21 protein-coding genes are annotated in these 19,410 nt (G+C 71.6%); 13 read left to right on the top strand and 8 right to left on the bottom strand.

The genetic code is table 11. The features are described from left to right. Nucleotides 1–22: 22 nt before the first annotated feature. On the bottom strand, nt 23–895 hold the full coding sequence (gene folP, locus ABT342_RS00440; RefSeq protein WP_351564750.1) for a dihydropteroate synthase: 873 nt from the start codon (nt 893–895) through the stop codon (nt 23–25). A 111-nt stretch (nt 896–1,006) separates the two neighbouring features. Here folP and ABT342_RS00435 point away from each other — a divergent pair, with 111 nt between their 5' ends. Continuing rightward, a complete protein-coding gene (locus tag ABT342_RS00435; RefSeq protein WP_351564747.1) occupies nt 1,007–1,402 on the top strand; it encodes a DivIVA domain-containing protein in 396 nt (131 codons plus the stop codon). Further along, a complete protein-coding gene (locus tag ABT342_RS00430) occupies nt 1,399–1,998 on the top strand; it encodes a DNA-3-methyladenine glycosylase I (protein WP_351564744.1) in 600 nt (199 codons plus the stop codon). Before ABT342_RS00435 ends, ABT342_RS00430 begins: the two co-directional genes overlap by 4 nt. Before the next feature lie 205 nt (nt 1,999–2,203). Here the strand turns inward: ABT342_RS00430 and chcB are convergent, their stop codons facing one another. After that, nucleotides 2,204–3,004, bottom strand: coding sequence for a 2-cyclohexenylcarbonyl CoA isomerase (gene chcB / locus ABT342_RS00425; protein WP_351564741.1), 801 nt, complete (start codon nt 3,002–3,004; stop codon nt 2,204–2,206). A gap of 325 nt (nt 3,005–3,329) precedes the next feature. Between chcB and ABT342_RS00420 the strand changes: the two genes are divergently transcribed. Continuing rightward, entirely contained in the window at nt 3,330–3,497 is a 168-nt protein-coding gene (locus ABT342_RS00420; RefSeq protein ID WP_003966491.1) for a DUF3117 domain-containing protein, read from the top strand. A 94-nt stretch (nt 3,498–3,591) separates the two neighbouring features. On the opposite strand, the gene ABT342_RS00415 is transcribed toward ABT342_RS00420, so the two are convergent. After that, on the bottom strand, nt 3,592–4,257 hold the full coding sequence (locus ABT342_RS00415) for an O-methyltransferase (RefSeq protein ID WP_351564738.1): 666 nt from the start codon (nt 4,255–4,257) through the stop codon (nt 3,592–3,594). Nucleotides 4,258–4,409: 152 nt separating this feature from the next. On the opposite strand from ABT342_RS00415, the gene sigE reads away from it, so the two are divergent. The 5 genes from sigE (at nt 4,410) to ABT342_RS00390 (ending at nt 9,537) form a co-directional block, all read left to right on the top strand. Next, nucleotides 4,410–5,171, top strand: coding sequence for an RNA polymerase sigma factor SigE (sigE, locus tag ABT342_RS00410; RefSeq protein WP_351564735.1), 762 nt, complete (start codon nt 4,410–4,412; stop codon nt 5,169–5,171). Further along, a complete protein-coding gene (locus tag ABT342_RS00405; RefSeq protein ID WP_351564732.1) occupies nt 5,168–6,148 on the top strand; it encodes an anti-sigma factor family protein in 981 nt (326 codons plus the stop codon). Before sigE ends, ABT342_RS00405 begins: the two co-directional genes overlap by 4 nt. A gap of 116 nt (nt 6,149–6,264) precedes the next feature. Further along, nucleotides 6,265–8,175, top strand: coding sequence for a S1C family serine protease (locus tag ABT342_RS00400; RefSeq protein WP_351564729.1), 1,911 nt, complete (start codon nt 6,265–6,267; stop codon nt 8,173–8,175). A gap of 132 nt (nt 8,176–8,307) precedes the next feature. Then, nucleotides 8,308–8,745 carry a sec-independent translocase gene (locus ABT342_RS00395; RefSeq protein ID WP_351564726.1) on the top strand — a complete coding sequence of 146 codons (438 nt, stop codon included), beginning with the start codon at nt 8,308–8,310 and terminating at the stop codon, nt 8,743–8,745. 129 nt (nt 8,746–8,874) lie between these two features. Beyond that, entirely contained in the window at nt 8,875–9,537 is a 663-nt protein-coding gene (locus ABT342_RS00390; protein ID WP_351564723.1) for a hypothetical protein, read from the top strand. 129 nt (nt 9,538–9,666) lie between these two features. Here the strand turns inward: ABT342_RS00390 and ABT342_RS00385 are convergent, their stop codons facing one another. The 3 genes from ABT342_RS00385 to ABT342_RS00375 are packed head-to-tail and all read right to left on the bottom strand — an operon-like array spanning nt 9,667 to nt 12,686. Continuing rightward, the gene (locus ABT342_RS00385; protein ID WP_351564720.1) at nt 9,667–10,800 is read right to left on the bottom strand and encodes an Mrp/NBP35 family ATP-binding protein; all 1,134 of its coding nucleotides are present in this window, start codon (nt 10,798–10,800) and stop codon (nt 9,667–9,669) included. A gap of 43 nt (nt 10,801–10,843) precedes the next feature. Next, on the bottom strand, nt 10,844–11,425 hold the full coding sequence (locus tag ABT342_RS00380; RefSeq protein ID WP_502965433.1) for a DUF1003 domain-containing protein: 582 nt from the start codon (nt 11,423–11,425) through the stop codon (nt 10,844–10,846). Then, entirely contained in the window at nt 11,415–12,686 is a 1,272-nt protein-coding gene (locus ABT342_RS00375; RefSeq protein ID WP_351564717.1) for a magnesium transporter MgtE N-terminal domain-containing protein, read from the bottom strand. The genes ABT342_RS00380 and ABT342_RS00375 overlap by 11 nt, the downstream gene beginning before the upstream one ends. A 161-nt stretch (nt 12,687–12,847) precedes the next feature. Here ABT342_RS00375 and ABT342_RS00370 point away from each other — a divergent pair, with 161 nt between their 5' ends. Next, a complete protein-coding gene (locus tag ABT342_RS00370; RefSeq protein ID WP_351564714.1) occupies nt 12,848–13,612 on the top strand; it encodes a hypothetical protein in 765 nt (254 codons plus the stop codon). Nucleotides 13,613–13,980: 368 nt separating this feature from the next. Here ABT342_RS00370 and ABT342_RS00365 read toward each other — a convergent pair whose 3' ends face one another. After that, complete coding sequence (locus ABT342_RS00365) at nt 13,981–14,499, bottom strand: hypothetical protein (protein ID WP_351564712.1); 519 nt, start codon at nt 14,497–14,499, stop codon at nt 13,981–13,983. Between the two features lie 13 nt (nt 14,500–14,512). After that, entirely contained in the window at nt 14,513–15,631 is a 1,119-nt protein-coding gene (locus tag ABT342_RS00360; RefSeq protein ID WP_351564709.1) for a magnesium and cobalt transport protein CorA, read from the bottom strand. A 476-nt stretch (nt 15,632–16,107) separates the two neighbouring features. Here ABT342_RS00360 and ABT342_RS00355 point away from each other — a divergent pair, with 476 nt between their 5' ends. From ABT342_RS00355 to ABT342_RS00340, 4 genes are all read left to right on the top strand, one after another. Next, entirely contained in the window at nt 16,108–16,692 is a 585-nt protein-coding gene (locus ABT342_RS00355) for a suppressor of fused domain protein (RefSeq protein ID WP_351564706.1), read from the top strand. Between the two features lie 192 nt (nt 16,693–16,884). Next, on the top strand, nt 16,885–17,523 hold the full coding sequence (locus ABT342_RS00350; RefSeq protein ID WP_351564704.1) for a DUF6758 family protein: 639 nt from the start codon (nt 16,885–16,887) through the stop codon (nt 17,521–17,523). Between the two features lie 161 nt (nt 17,524–17,684). Next, entirely contained in the window at nt 17,685–18,548 is an 864-nt protein-coding gene (locus ABT342_RS00345) for a PHP domain-containing protein (protein WP_351564702.1), read from the top strand. Nucleotides 18,549–18,712: 164 nt separating this feature from the next. Beyond that, nucleotides 18,713–19,315, top strand: a complete 603-nt coding sequence (locus ABT342_RS00340; protein WP_351564700.1) for a MarC family protein — start codon at nt 18,713–18,715, stop codon at nt 19,313–19,315. Nucleotides 19,316–19,410 lie beyond the last annotated feature (95 nt).

Genomic DNA, 19,410 nt, shown 5'->3' with positions numbered 1-19,410 from the left:
CAGGTCTGGCCCGGGCCCCGCGTCAGGCCAGGCCCCGGCGGGCGACCGCCGGGGGCCTGTGGCCCGCGATCGACGCCACCATGTCGAGCACCTGCCGGGTCTCGGCGACCTCGTGCACGCGGTACACCCGCGCGCCGAGCCACGCCGACACCGCCGTCGTCGCGAGCGTGCCGACCAGGCGCTCCTTCACCGGGCGGTCAAGGGTCTCGCCGACGAAGTCCTTGTTCGACAGCGAGACCAGCACCGGCCACCCCGTCTCGACCATCTCGTCGAGCCGGCGTGTCGCCTCCAGTGAGTGCCGGGTGTTCTTCCCGAAGTCATGGCCGGGGTCGATGAGGATCCCGTCCCGGCGTACGCCGAGCTCGGCGGCCCGCTCGGCCAGACCGACGGTCACCCGCAGAATGTCCGCCATCACGTCGTCGTACGCGATCCGGTGCGGCCGGGTGCGCGGCTCCACGCCGCCCGCGTGGGTGCACACCAGTCCCACCCCGTACCGCGCGGCCACCTCGGCCAGCTTGGGGTCCACGCCGCCCCACGCGTCGTTCAGGAGGTCCGCGCCCGCTTCGCAGACCGCCTCGCCCACGTCGTGCCGCCATGTGTCGACGCTGATCACCACGTCGGGGAAGCGCCGACGCACCTCGGTGACGAAACCGACCGTGCGGCGCGCCTCCTCCTCGGCCGTCACCTCCTCCCCGGGACCGGCCTTCACGCCACCGATGTCGATGATGGCGGCACCCTCCGACACCGCCTGCTCGACGCGGGCGAGGGCGGGCTCGTCGCGGAACGTCGCGCCCTGGTCGTAGAAGGAGTCCGGGGTCCGGTTCACAATCGCCATGATCACGGGCTCGTGCGCGTCGAATTCGCGCCGGCCGAGCCGCAGAGTTCCGCTGAGCATCCCCGTCATCCCCTGTTTCCTCCTCGCGTTCGGTCGCCTGCGACCTTAACTGTCGGTGGTGCATGGCACGATCGGCAGCGGACGGTTTCCTGCTCCGGGGAGAGGCGCGCTGTGTTCTGGTTCTTGCTGATCGCGATGGTCGTGGTGGTCGCCGCGGTCACCCTCGCGGTGGTCGGCGGCGGTGAGAGTGAAGTGCTTCCGGACGCGGCGCCCGAGCGGCTGGTGGACCCGCTGCCGGTAATGCGCCCGGTGGCGCGGGCGGACATAGAGGCGCTGCGCCTGCCGGTGGCGGCGCGGGGCTACCGGATGGCGGACGTGGACGACGTGCTGGGGCGGCTCGCCGCGGAGCTCGCGGAGCGGGACGCGCGGATCGCCGAGCTGGAGTCGGCCCTGGCCGGGCGCCAGGCGACGGCTGTCGGCCCGCCCGAGCTGTTCGACAAGCCGCGGCCGCAGTCGTCGTCGCAGGCGCAGGCAGAGCCCGGGGTCGACGAGGAGCGCGAGCGATGACCGGCGGCGTCGTGGCGGGGCCGGACGGACGGCTGCGCTGCCCCTGGGGCCTCTCCACCGAGGACTACGTCACGTACCACGACGAGGAGTGGGGTCGTCCGGTCCACGGGGACGACGCGCTGTTCGAGCGGCTCTGTCTGGAGGCGTTCCAGTCAGGGCTGTCCTGGATCACGATCCTGCGCCGCCGCGAGGGCTTCCGGCAGGCCTTCGCGGACTTCAGGATCGCGTCGGTGGCGGACTTCACCGAGGCCGATCAGGAGCGCCTCCTGGCCGATCCGGGGATCATCCGCAACCGGGCCAAGATCGAGGCGACGCTCGCCAACGCGCGGGTGCTGGCGGGATGGGGGGCCGGTGAGCTGGACGCGCTGATCTGGTCGTACGCGCCCGAGCCGGGGGCGCGGCCGGCTCCGCGCACCGTCGCCGACGTACCTGCCGTGACGGACGAGTCCACGGCGCTGTCCAAGGACCTCAAGAAGCGCGGGCTGCGGTTCATCGGTCCGACGACCGCGTATGCCCTGATGCAGGCGTGCGGCTTGGTCGACGACCACCTGTCGGGGTGCGTCGCGCGGGGGCCGGGGGCGGTGCGGGTGGGCTGAGGTGGCGTGGGCTGTGGGGGTGGGGGGCGCCTGCGGCGGGCTTCTTTCCCCACCCCGCCCCTTCCCGTAACTGGGGGCAAGCCCCCCCAGCCCCCCGTACCGCCCTTCGGGCGGTGTCCTCAAACGCCGGACGGGCTGGAATGGGGGCTTCGCCCCATCCCAGCCCGCCCCGGCGGCGCAGGGTTCGGGGCGGAGCCCCGGAATCCTAGCGGCCCAGGTACTGCGGCTTGGACTTGGAGAGGAAGGCCTGGACCGCGATCGCGTGGTCCTCGGAGGCGCCGGCCTTGGACTGGAGTTCGTCCTCCTTGTCGAGGGTCTCGCCGAGCGAGTGGGCCGCGCCGTACGCGAGGGACTCCTTGATCGCGGCGTAGGCGACGGTCGGGCCGTCGGCCAGGGCGCGGGCGACCGACGCGGCCTCGGCGGCGAGGTCGTCGGCGGGGACGAGCTTGTTCACGATGCCCAGGTCGTAGGCCTCCTGCGCCGAGATCGAGCGCGGGAAGAGCAGCAGATCGGCGGCGCGGCTCGCGCCGATGAGCCGGGGCAGGGTCCAGGAGACGCCCGAGTCCGCGGTCAGGGCGACCCCGGCGAAGGACGTCGTGAACTTCGCGGAGTCCGCGACGACCCGGTAGTCCGCGGCCAGGGCGAAGCCCAGACCGGCGCCGGCGGCCACCCCGTTCACCCCGGCCACCACCGGCTTCGGCATCTCGGTCAGCGCCCGCACGATGGGGTTGTAGTGCTCACGCACCGTGTTCATCGTGTTCCTGGTGCCGGTCTCCCGGTCGGCGGCGAGCAGGGAGATGTGCTCCTTCAGGTCCTGGCCCACACAGAACGCCTTGCCCGTCGCGGTCAGCAGCACCGCCCGTACGGCGGCATCCGCGGCGGCGGCCCGCAGGCTGTCCCGGAGGGCGACCTTGGCCTCGGTGTTCATCGCGTTCATGGCCTCGGGCCGGTTGATCGTGATGGTCGCGAGTCCGTCGGTCACCTCGTACAGCACGGTGTCGGCCATGGAAGGGTCCTCCCCTTAGCGATTTCGTCGATGTCCAGGCCAGCATGGCGGAGACCGAGGAGGCCTGACATGCGCTCCGGTATGTGACCTGCGTCAAAGAAATGTGGGTCCTCGGTGAGAGCGCGAGGGCGAAGTATCGCAGGCGGATCGCCGAATTGAGTGGTTTTGCGAAAGCGCGTTGCGCAAGCGATGCCGACTGATGTTGGTCATCGGGTCCCGCCATGCGGGATAATGGCTGGGAAGCAATGTGTTCGATGCCGGTGACGCGTGCCCATCCAGGGGGCCGTCGGCTGACGATGAGCTGGTTTCAGGAAGGGGAACGAGCATGGCGGCCATGAAGCCGCGGACGGGCGACGGCCCGCTCGAGGTGACCAAGGAGGGGCGGGGCATCGTCATGCGCGTTCCGCTCGAAGGCGGCGGTCGGCTTGTCGTCGAGCTGACTCCGGACGAGGCCGACGCGCTCGGCGACGCCCTCAAGAAGGTCGTCGGCTGACGCGGAACGCGACCAGGATTCTTACGATTCTGCCCCGGCACGGTGTACACACACCGCGCCGGGGCAGAGTCGTAGGAGCACACGGTCAAGGGCCTCAGCCGCGGCGCACCGCGCACAGCAGCCCGTCGCCCACCGGCAGCAGCGACGACAGCAGCTCCGGGCTCTCCCGTACCGCCCGCAGCAGCTCCCGCACCCGCAGCACCTCGGCCGGCTGAGCCGCCGAATCGACCGTGCGGCCGTCCGCGAATACGCCCTCGAAGCAGACAAGACCCCCAGGTCGCAGCAGGCGCAACGATTCAGCGAGATAGTCCAGCGACTCCAGTCGGTCGCCGTCGCAGAAGACGAGGTCGTATCCGCCGTCCGCGAGCCGCGGCAGTACGTCCAGGGCGCGGCCGGGGATGAAACGCGCCCGGTTCCCCGCGAAGCCCGCGGCCCGGAACGCCTGCTTCGCGAACTGTTGCCGCTCCGGCTGGGGGTCGACCGTCGTCAGCACGCCGTCGGGCCGCATGCCGAGCAGCAGATAGATCCCGGAGACCCCGGTGCCGGTGCCGATCTCCGCCACGGCCTTGGCGTCCGCCGTCGCGGCCAGCAGTCGCAGGGCGGCGCCGGTGCCTGGCGACACCGAGGGCAGCGCTGCCTCCCGGGCCCGCTCACGGGCCCAGCGCAGCGCTTCGTCCTCGGCGACAAAGGCGTCGGCGAACGCCCAGCTCGTCTGCCGGTTGGCGGTAATGACCCTCTCCTGTCCCCGTAGTTGGCGCACCCGTGACTGTATCCGCTGCACCCGGGAACCCGCAGATGGGACCGGGCGTTATGGAGAGACAGAGGGAGAGGCGGGGGCGGGGTGCGAGAGACCGGCAGTCGCCCCCAAATTCGCGTAAAGATTCTTATCCGGAGCTAACGGGCGAGGTGGCTATGGTAGGGGCTCCACTGGACACCACCAGAGCCGACAGGGGAGGTGCGGCTGCGCCTGTGGATCGGAGAGGGGTGCTGCGGCGCCTCCTCAGGTCGGCGGGTGAGCCGAAATCCGTGACAGACACCGCTGACGCCCGTTCCAGCCAGATCGACTCCGTGCCCACCGCGACGTTCGCACCGGATGCGGAATCGCAGGCGTGGACCCCTCCCACCTGGGAGGACATCGTCAGCACGCACAGCGGCCGGGTCTACCGTCTCGCCTACCGTCTGACCGGAAACCAGCACGACGCCGAGGACCTGACCCAGGAGGTCTTCGTCCGCGTCTTCCGTTCGCTCTCGACGTACACACCGGGGACGTTCGAGGGCTGGCTGCACCGCATCACGACCAACCTCTTCCTCGACATGGTCCGCCGCAAGCAGCGCATCCGTTTCGACGCGCTCGGCGACGACGCGGCCGAGCGGCTGCCCAGCCGCGAGCCGTCCCCGCAGCAGGTGTTCCACGACACGCACTTCGACGCCGATGTCCAGCAGGCGCTGGACACCCTGGCGCCCGAGTTCCGCGCCGCCGTGGTGCTCTGTGACATCGAGGGGCTCTCGTACGAGGAGATCGCGGCCACGCTCGGCGTCAAGCTCGGCACGGTCCGCAGCCGCATCCACCGCGGCCGTTCCCACCTGCGCAAGGCGCTCAAGCACCGCTCTCCCGAGGCGCGTGCCGAGCAGCGCGCGCTCGCGGGCGTGGCCGGGGAGGGCGGGACGGCGTGAGCGGCACCAGCCCCAGTCCCACCCCCGCGGAGCAGCACCTGGGGGACCGGCTCGCTGCCCTGGTCGACGGCGAGCTGAACCATGACGCGCGCGAGCGTGTCCTCGCCCATCTCGCCACCTGTGCGAAATGCAAGGCCGAGGCCGACGCGCAGCGCCGACTGAAGAGCGTCTTCGCCACCGCCGCTCCGCCGCCGCCGTCCGAGGGGCTCCTCGCACGGCTGCAGGGGCTGCCCGGCGGCCCGCCCGGAGGCGACGACGACCGGCGCGGAGGTCCGTACGGAGGGGGGCGTCTCGGCGACGGCGTCTTCGACGTGTCCCCGGAAGGCTTCGGATACGTCCCCGCCGCGCACGGGTCCGGGGCCGGGTCCGAGCCCCGGTTCGGGTCGGGGGCCGGGTTCCGGATCCACGACGTGGGACGTCAGGAGGCGGAGCGTTCGGCGTGGCGCGGGCGTAGATTCGCGTTCGCCGCGGCCAGCGCGGTGTCGTTCGCGGCGATCGCCCTGGGCGGCACACTGCCGATGGCCGCGTCCGGCGACGCCGCCGCCCGCGGCGAGAGCCGGGGCAACAGTGTCACCCCGCTGCGCACCGCGACCCCGACCGGTGGCACCACCGAATCCAGCCGACGGCGCGGTGGGGCGACCGGTGACCAGGCCGTTCGTGGCGGGCAGGCCGTGCAGACCGCTCAGTCCGCTCAGTCCGGTCAGTCCGGTCAGTCCGGTCAGTCCGGTCAGTCGGGTCAGTCCTCCCGGTCCGCGGACGTGCTCCCGCAGACCCTGACGCAGGCGATGCGGGCACAGGCCATGGCCCACCCGTTCTCCGCGTCGCCGCTCCTGCTCACCGGAGCGCCGGCGGTACCGCCGACGCCCCCGTCGCTGATACGACCCGCGGGTCCGGCGTTCCAGTACGCCACCGCGCTCGGCCCCGCCGCGACGGCCACCCCCAGCCCGACCCACCTCGCGGCCCCGACCCGGCGCTGAGGCCGCGCGCCGTAGCGGAGGCGGGTCGCCGCGCTGTGGGACCGCGACGGCAAACCTGGTTGAATCCAGGGAAGGGGTGCCCGGCGGGGCGCGCGGACGGCAGTTGCGGGGAGAGCATGCAGAACGGGAAGCCGACGGGTCCCAAGCCGAAGTGGTGGAGTAGGCCTCGCCACCAGTCCCCGGAGGCCGAGGCCCTGCCGGTCCCGTCGGACCAGGGACAGGACCGGGATCGGGACCTGGATCAGGCCCTGGATCAGGACCCGGCCCTCGACCGGAACGGGGACCGAGGCCTGGACCGGACCCCGGACCAGGCCCCCGCGGACTCCCGGGCGCATGCGGACCCGGCCCGGACCGAGCCCGTGGCACCGGCCGCCGTCGCCCCCGTGGACGACGACCGGTCCGAGTACACGCTGGCCGCCCCGGCTCCCAAGCCTGCCCCGGCGGACGCCCCCGACCCGGCGGACGCCGCGGCCCCGGTGGATGCCCCGGCAGTGGCCCCTGCTCCCGAGGGGACTCCGCACGCCGGTCTGCCGGACGATCCCGCGGACCACCTGGTGCGGCCCCTGCACGAGCCCGACGAGTACCGGACGCCGCCCTACGGCGGCCCGGGGCCATGGGCGCCGGCCCCGCCCGTGCAGCGGCCGGTGGGGACTCCCGCGCAGGGGACGCCCGTACCGCCGCAGCACCCGGCGGCCGGATACCCGGCGCAGGCCCCCGCACCGGTGCCACCCGCCCCCGCGGGTCCCGCTCCCGTGGCACCTGCCCCCGCGGGGCCCACTCCGGTAGCGCCCGCCCCGGCGGCCCCCGCCGCCATGGCGCCGACCGCCCCCACCCAGTGGACCCAGTACGACCCCTGGAGCGCCCCGGGCGCGGTGGCGCCGCTGTCCCATGCCGGCGTGCCCCCGAAGAAGAAGTCCCGGCGGGGCACCGCCCTCGCCGGCGCGCTGTTCTTCGCGCTGCTCACCGGAGTGCTCGGCGGCGGAGTCGGCGCGTACCTCGAACGCAACGGCGGCATCACCACCGTCGAGCTCCCGCAAGCCGGCCCCGAGGACTCCGGCCGCGCCCCTGACAGCATTGCCGGGATCGCCGCCAGCGCCCTCCCCAGCGTGGTGACGCTGCACGTCAGCGGCAACGGCGAACAGGGCACCGGCACCGGCTTCGTGCTCGACCGGCAGGGCCACATCCTCACCAACAACCACGTCGTCGACCCCGCCGGAACCTCCGGCGACATCTCCGTCACCTTCAGCGGGGGAGAGACCGCCGACGCCACCCTCGTCGGCAAGGACAGCGGCTACGACCTCGCCGTCGTCAAGGTCACCGGCGTCTCCGGCCTCAAGCCGCTTCCCCTGGGCAACTCCGACAACGTCCGCGTCGGCGACCCGGTCGTCGCCATCGGCGCCCCCTTCGACCTGCAGAACACCGTGACCGCCGGAATCATCAGCGCCAAGGAGCGCCCGATCACCGCAGGCGGCGAGCAGGGCGATCCCAGCGACATGAGCTACGTCGACGCGCTCCAGACCGACGCCCCGATAAACCCCGGCAACTCCGGCGGCCCGCTCGTCGACTCCAAGGCCCGTGTCATCGGCATCAACAGCGCCATCCGCGCCGCCGACAGCGGCTCGGGTCCCGAGGGCGGCGGCGGCCAGTCCGGTTCCATCGGTCTCGGCTTCGCCATACCCATCAACCAGGGCAAGCGGGTCGCCGAGGAGCTCATCAACACCGGAAAGGCCACCCACCCGGTCATCGGGGTCAGCCTCGACATGAAGTACACGGGCGACGGCGCCCGCGTCGGCGACAAGGGCCGGGACGGCGCCCCGGCCGTCACCGCCGACGGCCCCGCCGCCAAGGCCGGTATCCGTACGGGCGACGTGATCACCAAGGTCGACGGTCAGCGGGTGCACAGCGGTGAGGAGCTCATCGTCAAGATCCGCGCCCATCGGCCCGGCGACCGGCTGGAGCTGACCGTGGTCCGGGACGGCAAGGAGCAGAGCAAGACCCTGACACTCGGCTCGTCCAGCGGCTCGTGACGGACATTCGAGGCACGTGACGGACATCCGAAGGGCCCGCGGAAGGTACCGTCCGGACAGATTGGCCGGGTACCGTGGACCGGGCCCATTCCACGACGATCAGCGGGCACGAAGAACACAAGGAGCAGCTAGGTGTTCAATGACATAGGTGCACTCGAGCTCGTCGCGCTCGTGGTCCTCGCCGTGCTCATCTTCGGCCCGGACAAGCTGCCGAAGGTCATCCAGGATGTCTCGCGCTTCATCCGCAAGATCCGGGAATTCTCCGACAACGCCAAGCACGACATCCGCAGCGAACTGGGCCCGGAGTTCAAGGACTTCGAGTTCGAGGACCTCAACCCCAAGACCTTCATCCGCAAGCAGCTCAACGAGAACGAGGATCTCAAGGAGATCCGGAGCAGCTTCGACCTGAAGAAGGAAATGAACGAGGTCGCCGACGCGGTCAACGGCAAGGAGCCCGAGCCCGACGCCTCCGTACCGGCCACGAATGGGAACGGCAGTACGGACCTGCTCAAGAAGCGCGAAAAGCTCGATCAGGGCGACCGCCCACCCTTCGACGCAGACGCCACCTGAGTGCACCTGAGTGCCATCAATCCCTACGAGCCGGTGTGAGGTGGCTATCCTCCATCTGTCCGGAAACGAGGACGCCCGCAGGGGGGCGGGCCGTTTCGGACCCTGGAGATCGAGGAGGCGGCCGGATAGATGGAGACGACGAGTCGGGTAGGGGCGCAGAGCACGCCCAGCACGTCCAGTGCTGAGGAGGTGCCCGCAGCCCGGCGTACGGTCATCGACAGCTATCTGCGGGCGCCGTTCCCCTGGTACGGGCTGGACGAGGCGTTCACCGGGCCGCGCTGGCTGATGCAGGTCGGCACCGACGCGGACGGCGCGGTGCAGCACGGCGCGATCGGGCACGGCGACGAGCCGTCGATAAAGTCCGACGCGTCCGCGGCCGAGAAGGAACGCTTCGCGGTGGTCGTGACGGTCGCAGCGAACCCGGTGCGGCGCAGCGGTGACGGTACGGGCGTCCTGGACGCCACGACGGTCTCGTCCGCGGCCTGGCTGGCCGGTTCGGGCCTGTTGGCGTACACCTGGCCCGCGCAGCTGGACCACTCGCTGCGGGACCGCTGGCTGGACCAGCAGACCGAGGCCGCGTTCGAGCTGGCGGACGATCTGACCGGGCCGGCCTGGTCGGCGCTGTCGCTGCCGGTGGACGGCGTTCCGATGCCGTTCCACTACCGGGAGTCCGAGTTCGGGTGGGTGCTGGCCGGCTCCGCCGGTGATGTGCATGTGGGGGCGTACGGGCGGGGGATGAGCGCGTACGGGCTGGGGTTCGCCGCGGTGCGGGACCTCGGGGCGTACGCCTAGGCCTCGTACGCCTGAGGCCTCGTACGCCCGGACGAGTGGGCGGGCGCGGGGCGGGTCGTGCCCGCCCGGCGTGCCCACCCGTCCGACCCCGGAGCTCCGGGCCGGACGGGCGGACGCCCACGACCGGGCTCAGAACTTGTTGCGCGGGGTGATTCCCAGGCTCATGCCCGACAGGCCGCGCTGGCGGCCGCCCAGCTTGCCGGCGATGGCGCGCAGCGCCGAGCCGGCCGGGGAGTCGGGGTCGGTGATGACGACCGGCTTGCCCTCGTCGCCGCCCTCGCGCAGGCGTACGTCGATCGGGATCTGGCCCAGCACCGGGACCGTCGCGCCCGTGGTCTTCGTCAGGCCCTCGGCGACCTTCTGGCCGCCGCCGGTGCCGAAGACGTCGACCATCTCGTCGCAGTGCGGGCACGGCAGGCCCGACATGTTCTCGACGACGCCGACGATCTTCTGGTGGGTCTGCACGGCGATGGAGCCGGCCCGCTCGGCTACCTCGGCCGCGGCCTGCTGCGGGGTGGTGACGACGAGGATCTCGGCGTTCGGCACCAGCTGGGCCACGGAGATCGCGATGTCGCCCGTGCCCGGGGGCAGGTCGAGCAGCAGGACGTCCAGGTCGCCCCAGTAGACGTCCGCGAGGAACTGCTGGAGCGCGCGGTGCAGCATCGGCCCGCGCCACACCACCGGCGTGTTGCCCGGGGTGAACATGCCGATCGAGATGACCTTCACGCCGTTCGCCGACGGCGGCATGATCATGTTCTCGACCTGGGTGGGGCGGCCGTCCGCGCCCAGCATGCGCGGCACGCTGTGCCCGTAGATGTCGGCGTCGACGACACCGACCTTCAGTCCGTCGGCGGCCATCGCCGCCGCCAGGTTCACGGTCACGGAGGACTTGCCGACGCCGCCCTTGCCGGAGGCCACCGCGTACACGCGGGTCAGCGATCCGGGCTTGGCGAAGGGCACCTCGCGCTCGGCGGTGCCGCCGCGCAGCGAGGCCGCGAGCTCGCGCCGCTGCTCGTCGCTCATCACGTCAAGCGTTACGTCGACGCCGGTGACGCCCTCGACGCGGGAGACCGCGTCGGTGACGCGCTGGGTGATGGTCTCGCGCATCGGACAGCCGGAGACGGTGAGGTAGACCGTGACGGCAACCGCTCCGTCTGCACCGATCTCAACCGATTTGACCATGCCGAGGTCCGTGATCGGTTTGTTGATCTCGGGGTCGTTCACCGTCGCCAGTGCTTCGCGCACCGCGTCTTCCGTAGCCATACCGACGATGGTACGGCGCCCACTCCCGCCCCGGGAAAGCCTGTCAGCGGTCGCCTTCGTCACGTCCGCGCCCCGCGTCCGAGCCCGATGGCCGGAATACGGCGGGGCGCTCGGCCAGCTCCTTGAGCAGGTCCTCGAACTCCGAGCGGATCCAGTCCCGCGTCGCGACCTCGCCGAGCCCCATCCGCAGCGCCGCGATCTCCCTGGTCAGATACTCCGTGTCCGCGATCGAACGCTCGTTCTGGGACCGGTCCTGCTCCATCTCGACCCGGTCGCGGTCCGCCTGGCGGTTCTGCGCGAGCAGGATCAGCGGGGCCGCGTACGACGCCTGGAGCGACAGCATGAGCGTCAGGAAGATGAACGGGTAAGGGTCGAAGCGCACCGAGGGCGGCGCGAAGACGTTCCACAGGACCCAGACGACGATCGTCAGGGTCATCCAGACGAGGAAGCGCCCTGTCCCCAGGAAGCGGGCGATCTTCTCGGAGAGGCGGCCGAACGCCTCGGGGTCGTACTCCGGAAGCAGCTTGCGGCGAGGTGCGCGCGGCAGGTCGAGCCGGACCCGGCGCCGGGGCGGGGCGCCCTCGCCGCGTTCTCCCCGTTCGGCCGGTCCGTGCTCACTCCCCACCGGCGGCCCCCGTTCCCTCGAACTCGCTCTCGCGCCAGTCCTCCGGCAGCAGATGGTCGAGTACGTCATCCACGGTCACCGCGCCCAGCAGCGAGCCGCTCTCGTCCACGACCGGCGCCGCGACCAGGTTGTACGCGGCGAGATAGCTGGTCACCGCGGGCAGCGGGGTGTCCGGGGCGAGCGGCGGCAGATCGCTGTCGACGATAGAGCTGACCAGCGTGAACGGCGGATCGCGCAGCAGCCGCTGGAAGTGCACGGTGCCCAGGTACTTGCCGGTGGGGGTCTCGTCGGGCGGCCGGCAGACGTACACCTGCGCGGCCAGCGCGGGCGAGAGGTCCGCCTGCCGCACCCGGGCCAGCGCGTCCGCGACGGTCGCGTCCGGACGCAGCACGATCGGCTCGGTCGTCATCAGCCCGCCCGCCGTCCGCTCCTCGTACGACAGGAGACGGCGTACGTCGGCGGCGTCGTCCGGCCGCATCAGCTGGAGCAGCCGTTCCTTGTCCTCCTCCGGGAGCTCCGAGAGCAGATCGGCGGCGTCGTCCGGGTCCATCGCCTCCAGCACGTCCGCCGCCCGCTCCTCCTTCAGCTTCCCGAGGATCTCGATCTGCTCGTCCTCGGGCAGCTCCTCCAGCACGTCGGCGAGCCGGTCGTCGTGCAGCGCCGCGGCGACCTCCACGCGGCGCTTGGGGGAGAGGTGGTGCAGGGCGTTGGCGAGATCGGCGGGGCGCAGCCGCTCGAAGGTGGCCACCAGGCTCTCGGCGCCCTGTCCCTCCTCCTCCAGCGAGAACCCGGTCACCGCCGACCACTCGACGGTCAGCGCCTCGCCCTTGCGGCGCAGGGCACCGCCCTTTCCCCTGCGGACGAAGACCTTGTCGATCTCCCAGTCGCGGCGGGCCGGCAGCTGCTGGATGGCCACGTCCAGGACGGTGACCTCCTCGCCGCTCTCCACCAGCCGGACCCGCCGGTCCAGCAGCTCGCCGAGGACGAGGCGCTCGGTCGGGCGCTGCTCGAAGCGCCGCATGTTGACGACACCGGTCGTGATGACCTGGCCGGATTCGACGCCGGTGACACGGGTCATGGGGAGGAAGATCCGGCGCCGGCTGAGCACCTCCACGACCATGCCGAGCAGCCGTGGCGGGCGGCGGCCGACGCGGAGCATCGCGACGAGGTCGCGGACGCGTCCCACCTGTTCGCCGTTGGGGTCGAAGACCGGTACGCCGGCGAGGTGGGAGACGAAGATGCGAGGGGCGCCTGCCGGCATGTCGTACGCCTCCTCACGTGGCTTATGTGGTGGTTTGTGCGGTTCAGGTTAGCCCGTACCGATCCATCGGGTCCCGGTGAGAGGTCCGTACGGCTCCCCGAACCACCCCGGGTACGCTGCGGTCCAGCACCCCCCACCTGCGTATGAGAGGCAGTGTGCTCGTGACCGCTCTCCCCCCGGCCGCCGTCGCCCGGGTCCGCCGGGCCGCGCTTTCCGTCGCACTGTGCGCGGGGCTGACCGTCGCCCTCACGGCCTGCGCCGAGGAGGTGGACCCGGACGCGGGGACGAACGGGGTCGGCAAGCTGGAGGCGACCGCGATCGAGTCGAAGGCGAAGGCGGCCGCGGACGAGGCCCTGGCCGTGCGGCTCGCCGGGACGCTGGTCTCCAAGGGCGGCACGTACAAGCTGAACATGCGGCTCAAGAAGAGCGGCGGGATCGGCTCCGTGACCTCGAAGAACTCCACCTTCGCGCTGCTGCGGGTCGGTGACGCGCTCTATCTGAAGGCCGACGCGGGATTCTGGGCGGGGGCCTCCGAGGCGCCCAGCGACGAGGACGAGGCCGCGGCGCAGAAGCTCGACGACATGTACGTGAAGGTCCCCGAGGACGATCCGACGTACAAGCAGCTGCGCGGCTTCACCGACATGACCGTGCTGCTGGACGGGCTGCTGAGCCTGCACGGAAAGCTCAGCAAGGGCGACCGCGACAAGGTCGACGGCCTGCGCACGATCAAGGTCCTCGGAGGCGAGGGCAGCGGGGGCACGCTCGACGTGTCCCTGGACGGAACCCCGTATCCCCTGCGGTTCGCCCGGGCGGGCGGGGCGGGGGTGCTCACGCTGGCGGACTGGGACGAGGACTTCGAGCTGAAGGCCCCGACGAAGGAGGAGTCGGTGGACTACGGCCGCGAGCTCCCCCGCACGAGCGACTGATTCCGGGGGCGCTGCCCCCGTCCCCCCGGCCGGGGCGCTGCCCCGGACCCCGCCTTCGGGGGCACCGCCCCCGAACCCCCGCGCCTCAATCGCCTGCGGCGGGCCTTCTCCCCGCCCCGCCCCTTCCCGGCTGTGTCGATTTGCGGCTCCGCCGCGTGGGGGGCAAGCCCCCAGGCCCCCGTACGACCTCCGGCCGTGTCCCCAGACGCCGGAGGGGCTGGGAAACCCAGCCCGTACGGCGTTTGAGGAGCGGGGGTCCGGGGGGGCGGAGCCCCCCGTAACGGGGTCTGGGGCGGAGCCCCAGTTCGGGAAGGGGCGGGGCGGGGAGAGAAGCCGGCCGCAGGCGCCCCCGGCCGCTCCGGCCCCCCTCAGTCCGCGCGCTTGCGGCCCCGGCGCATCAGCAGGCGCGGCAGCGCCGCCGGGATCGGGCGGCGGGTGATCGCCGGGGACGGCAGCGGGGTGGCCGACAGCGACCCCTCGGGGTGGTTCGTGGAGGACGAAACGGGCTCCAGGCGCAGCACCCGGCACTCCCGCGCCCACCGCTCCGGCACCCCCTCGCCGTCCGGCGCGTTCAGCCGCTTGCCCTTGAGTTCGGAGACCGCGGCCTCCCAGGCCTCCGAGCGGGGCGCGAGCTCGTGCACCGTGGCAGTCCAGGTGACCAGCCGGCCGCCCTTGTCCTTGCTGCGGACGGTCACGTCGGCGGAGCCGCCGTCGGTGAGGCCGGGCAGCGGCTGCTCGCCGGGTCCGTCGCCGACGACATGCGCGGCACCTTCGTGCCACACATGCCACAGCGCCCGGGCTGGGGAGCCCGTGCCCCGGACCCAGATGAGGCCGGACTTCTTGGTGGCCTCCTCGACGAGGGCGTGGCCGAGCAGAGCGTCGTTCATGCCCCGCAGCCTATTAGAGCCAGCCGTTGCGCTTCAGCGTGCGGTGAATGGTGAGACAGATCCCGGCGATGCCGACGAGCACCATGGGGTAGCCGTACTGCCAGTGCAGCTCCGGCATGTAGTCGAAGTTCATGCCGTACACACCGCAGACCGCCGTCGGTACGGCGATGATCGCCGCCCAGGACGTGATCTTCCGCATGTCCTCGTTCTGCGCGACGGTCGCCTGCGCCAGGTTCGCCTGGAGGATCGAGTTGAGCAGCTCGTCGAAGCCGATGACCTGCTCCTGCACCCGGGCGAGGTGGTCGGCGACATCGCGGAAGTACTTCTGGATGTCCGGGTCGACCAGCCGCATCGGCCGCTCGCTCAGCAGCTGCATCGGCCGCAGCAGCGGCGTCACCGCCCGCTTGAACTCCAGTACTTCGCGCTTGAGCTGGTAGATCCGCCCCGTGTCCGTACCGCGCGTGCTGCCCTTCGCCGGGGCCGAGAAGACATCGATCTCGATCTCGTCGATGTCGACCTGGACCGCGTCCGCGACCGCGATGTACCCGTCCACCACATGGTCGGCGATGGCGTGCAGGACGGCCGACGGCCCCTTGGCGAGCAGCTCCGGGTCGTCCTGGAGCCGGTGGCGCAGATTGCGCAGCGAGCCCTGCCCGCCGTGCCGCACGGTGATCACGAAGTCGGGCCCGGTGAAGCACATGACCTCGCCGGTCTCGACGACCTCGCTGGTCGCGGTCAGTTCGGCGTGCTCGACGTAGTGGATGGTCTTGAAGACGGTGAAGAGGGTGTCGTCGTACCGCTCCAGCTTGGGCCGCTGGTGGGCGTGGACGGCGTCCTCCACGGCGAGCGGGTGGAGCCCGAACTCCGCGGCGATGCCCGCGAACTCCTCCTCGGTCGGCTCGTGCAGCCCGATCCACGCGAATCCGCCGCCCTCGCGCACCCGCAGCATCGCCTCGTGCGGGGTGAGGCACGCCGTGTCCTTCACCCGCCGGCCGTCGCGGTAGACGGCGCAGTCGACGACAGCGCTGGAGGCCGAGGGGTCACGCGTGGTGTCGTACGAGCTGTACGGGCCGCTGCTCTTGCGCAGCGCGGACGGGCGGACCGCTTCGCGCAGGTCACGGATCATCGACATGGCAGGCTCCTTCACGGAGAGGCCGCCGGTGCGAGGCGTGGCACAGCCCGGAATGAGGACGTGTTTTCGATACGGTCTCGATACGTCCGCAAAGCGGGCGGCACCGCGGGACGCGGTGACGGCGTTCGCTTCAGACAGTCAGGCAGTCAGGCAAAAACGAGGTGCTCTTCCGTCCTGCGCGGCGTCGTCATGAAGCTCTCATGCGGGGCATGAGGAGAACGGTGCCGAAAGCCCTCAGTTCAGACACTGAGGAGTCGAGCGGAAGAGCGGTTTGGTACTGCACGGTCGACTTCGATCCACCGCAGACCCCACCTCCTCCGGCCGGTCCCCCGTAAGGGATGACGTGTCGTCGGGCCCCGAGAGCGACACTTCAGCGTGGCTTCATCATGCTGACCCGAACAGGCGGCCAAGCCTATCAGCCGACTGAGGGCCAATCCCTGCTATTGCCCGTTCCTGATGCGATCTATGCTCGCGGGATGGCAGAAGTTCTTGCTCTGGTCGAGGCCCGGCTGCACACCACCCTGGGCGAACCGGACGCGCGCGCCGCCGTCACCTTCCTCGGTACGGACCGGATCGAAGTGCTCCGGTTCATCGATGGTGACATCGTTCGCTACGCCACGCTCGGCATGTCGGCCCAGCCGATGAACGATCCCAAGGACGTGCTGGCCGACCCGGTGAAGGGCCCGCGCGCCGAACTGCTCCTGTCGGTACGGGGCGGGCTCGCCGACACCGACAAGGTGCTCCGCGCGCTCGCCGTACTGGCGTCGTCGCCGCAGGTCGAAGGCGTGATCGTGGCACCCGGCAACTCCATGGACCTGGGCGAGCCGCTGTGGCCCGACGCGCCGTACTCCTCCGTCCTGGTGGCCGAGTCCGGCGGTCTGGTGGCGGACTTGGAGCTGGACGACCCGATGGACCCGGTGCGCTTCCTTCCGCTGCTGCCCATGACGCCGAACGAGGCGGCGTGGAAGCGGGTGCACGGAGCGGCGGCGCTCCAGGAGCGGTGGCTCAAGCACGGGACGGACCTGCGCGATCCGCTGCGCCGCTCGGTGCCCTTGGACTGAGCGCCGCTATCCGTACGCCCGTACGCCCGTACGCCCGTACGCCCGTTCGGCCACACGCCTCCGCGCCCGTACGCCTTCGCGCCCGTTCAGGCTTGTTCGCGCCGGCGGACTGTGAGGTGCGACACGGCTGAACCACTCCGGACAGGTGATCGTCCTTGACGCGGCGCCGTGTGGGTAGGACCGTTGGGCGCTATGAGGGGCGAACCCAGTTGCCCGAAGTGTGGTGGCCGGGTCAGGGCGCCCGGTCTCTTCTCCGACACATGGCAGTGCGATGTGCACGGTTCCGTGCACCCGCTGCAGCCCGTGATTCCGCCCAGCGTCGAGGCCGTCAGCGTCGTGGTGGCCCGTGCGAAGGTCCCGGTGTGGATGCCCTGGCCGCTCCCGGTCGGCTGGCTCTTCACCGGTGTCGCGTACGCGGGGGACGACCGCAGCGGCGGCCGCGCCACGGCCGTCGCCTGCTCGGGTCCCGGCCCGCTCGGGGGAGTGGGGGAGTTGCTGCTGGTCGCGGAGGAGCTCGGGGTCGGACTCGGCGCGCGTTTCGCCGGGATCGACGGTCCGGACCCGGGCCCGCACATGGTCGTCGACAAACCCCCGCAGGCCAAGGTCCTCGCGGCCGGCCGGCCGACCCCGCTGTGGCACGTGACCGACGCCCCTGAGGACCGTGCGGTCTTCGCGGGCGAGGCACGCGGGTTGTGGCTGTGGGCGATCGTCTGGCCGGAGTCCACGGGCCTGTTGATGTACGACGAGCTGATACTGACCGATCTCCGCGACGCGGGCGCGGAGCTGGATCTGCTGCCCTGCGGCGCGCTGTCGCCGAGACTGCTGGCCTGAGGCGGGCGGTGGTGGCCGGGCACCGGGGCCGTGGCCGGTGACCGGCGGGTGGCCGGACCCGGTGGCCCGCGGGACGTGCGGGACGTGCGGGACGGGAAACGCCCGCATCGCCGTTACCATGGAGCGTCCCCTGTCCGCATCGACCCCTGGAGTCCCGCGTCGTGCGCATCGATCTGCACACCCACTCCACGGCGTCGGACGGTACGGACACCCCGGCCGAGCTGGTGCGTAACGCGGCGGCCGCCGGACTCGACGCCATCGCGCTGACCGACCACGACACCGTGGGCGGCCACGCCGAGGCCGTCGCCGCGCTCCCCGAGGGTATGACCCTCATCCCGGGCGCCGAGCTCTCCTGCCGCCTCGACGGCGTGAGCCTGCACATGCTGGCGTACCTCTTCGACCCGGCCGAGCCCGAGCTCGCCGCCGAGATCGAGCTGGTGCGCGACGACCGGGTGCCGCGCGCCCGGGCGATGGTCGGCAAGCTCCAGGAGCTGGGCATCCCGGTCGAGTGGGACCAGGTGGCCCGGATCGCGGGGGACGGCGCCGTGGGCCGCCCGCACATCGCCTCCGCGCTCGTCGAACTCGACGTCGTACCGGACGTGTCCACCGCCTTCACCAGCTGGCTCGCCGACGGCGGCCCGGCGTACGTCCAGAAGCACGAGCTCGACCCCTTCACCGCGATACGCCTGGTCAAGGCCGCCGGCGGGGTCACCGTCTTCGCCCACCCCGCCGCCGTCAAGCGGGGCCGTACGGTGCCGGAGTCCGCGATCGCCGAGCTCGCGGCCAAGGGCCTCGACGGCATCGAGGTCGACCACATGGATCACGACGAGGCCACGCGTGCCCGTCTGCGCGGTCTCGCGGCCGACCTCGGCCTGCTGACCACCGGCTCCAGCGACTACCACGGCGGCCGCAAGACCTGCTGGCTCGGCGACTACACCACCGACCCGGAGATCTACGGCGAGATCACGCGCCGCGCGACCGGCGCGTTCCCGGTCCCGGGCACGGGCGGATCGCCCCGCCGCTAGCCCCGGCTCGCGGCTTCCTCGCGCGCCCGCGCTCCCGTGGGCGCATCCGTACGCCTGCACGCCAGTACGCCGGTATGCGCCGGCACGCCTGCATGTCTTGGTGCGTTCTCACACACCCCCGCACCCCCACACCCGCACACCCCATCACTCCGCAAGGCCTCACTGTGTTCGACGTCGCCGTCTTCGGCTCCCTCTTCCTCACCCTTTTTGTGATCATGGATCCCCCCGGGATCACCCCGATCTTCCTCGCCCTCACCTCCGGGCGCCCCGCCAAGGTCCAGCGCCGTATGGCCTGGCAGGCCGTGGCCGTGGCCTTCGGTGTGATCACCGTCTTCGGCATCCTGGGCCAGCAGATTCTCGCGTATCTCCATGTCTCGGTCCCGGCGCTGATGATCGCGGGTGGTCTGCTGCTGCTGCTCATCGCGCTCGACCTGCTGACCGGGAAGACCGACGAGCCCAAGCAGACGAAGGACGTCAACGTCGCGCTCGTACCGCTGGGGATGCCGCTGCTCGCCGGGCCGGGCGCGATCGTCTCGGTGATCCTCGCGGTGCAGCACGCGCAGGGCGTCGGGGCGCAGATCTCGGTCTGGGCGGCGATCGTCGCGATGCACGTCGTGCTCTGGCTGACGATGCGCTACTCCCTGTTGATCATCCGGGTCATCAAGGACGGCGGCGTCGTCCTGGTGACGCGGCTGGCGGGCATGATGCTGTCGGCGATCGCCGTGCAGCAGATCATCAACGGCATCACCCAGGTGATTCAGGGGTGATCCCGGGATGATCCAGGGTTCCGGTCAGGCTTCCTGACAGCAGTTCGCCCCCGCACGGTCCCGTGCGGGGGCGAACATCTGTCAGCGGTCATGTG

This window comes from Streptomyces sp. NPDC000410 (assembly GCF_040300305.1).
Classification (GTDB): Bacteria; Actinomycetota; Actinomycetes; order Streptomycetales; family Streptomycetaceae; genus Streptomyces.
Note: the sequence above shows the minus strand (reverse complement) of the source record. Positions and strands in the feature narration are given on the sequence as shown.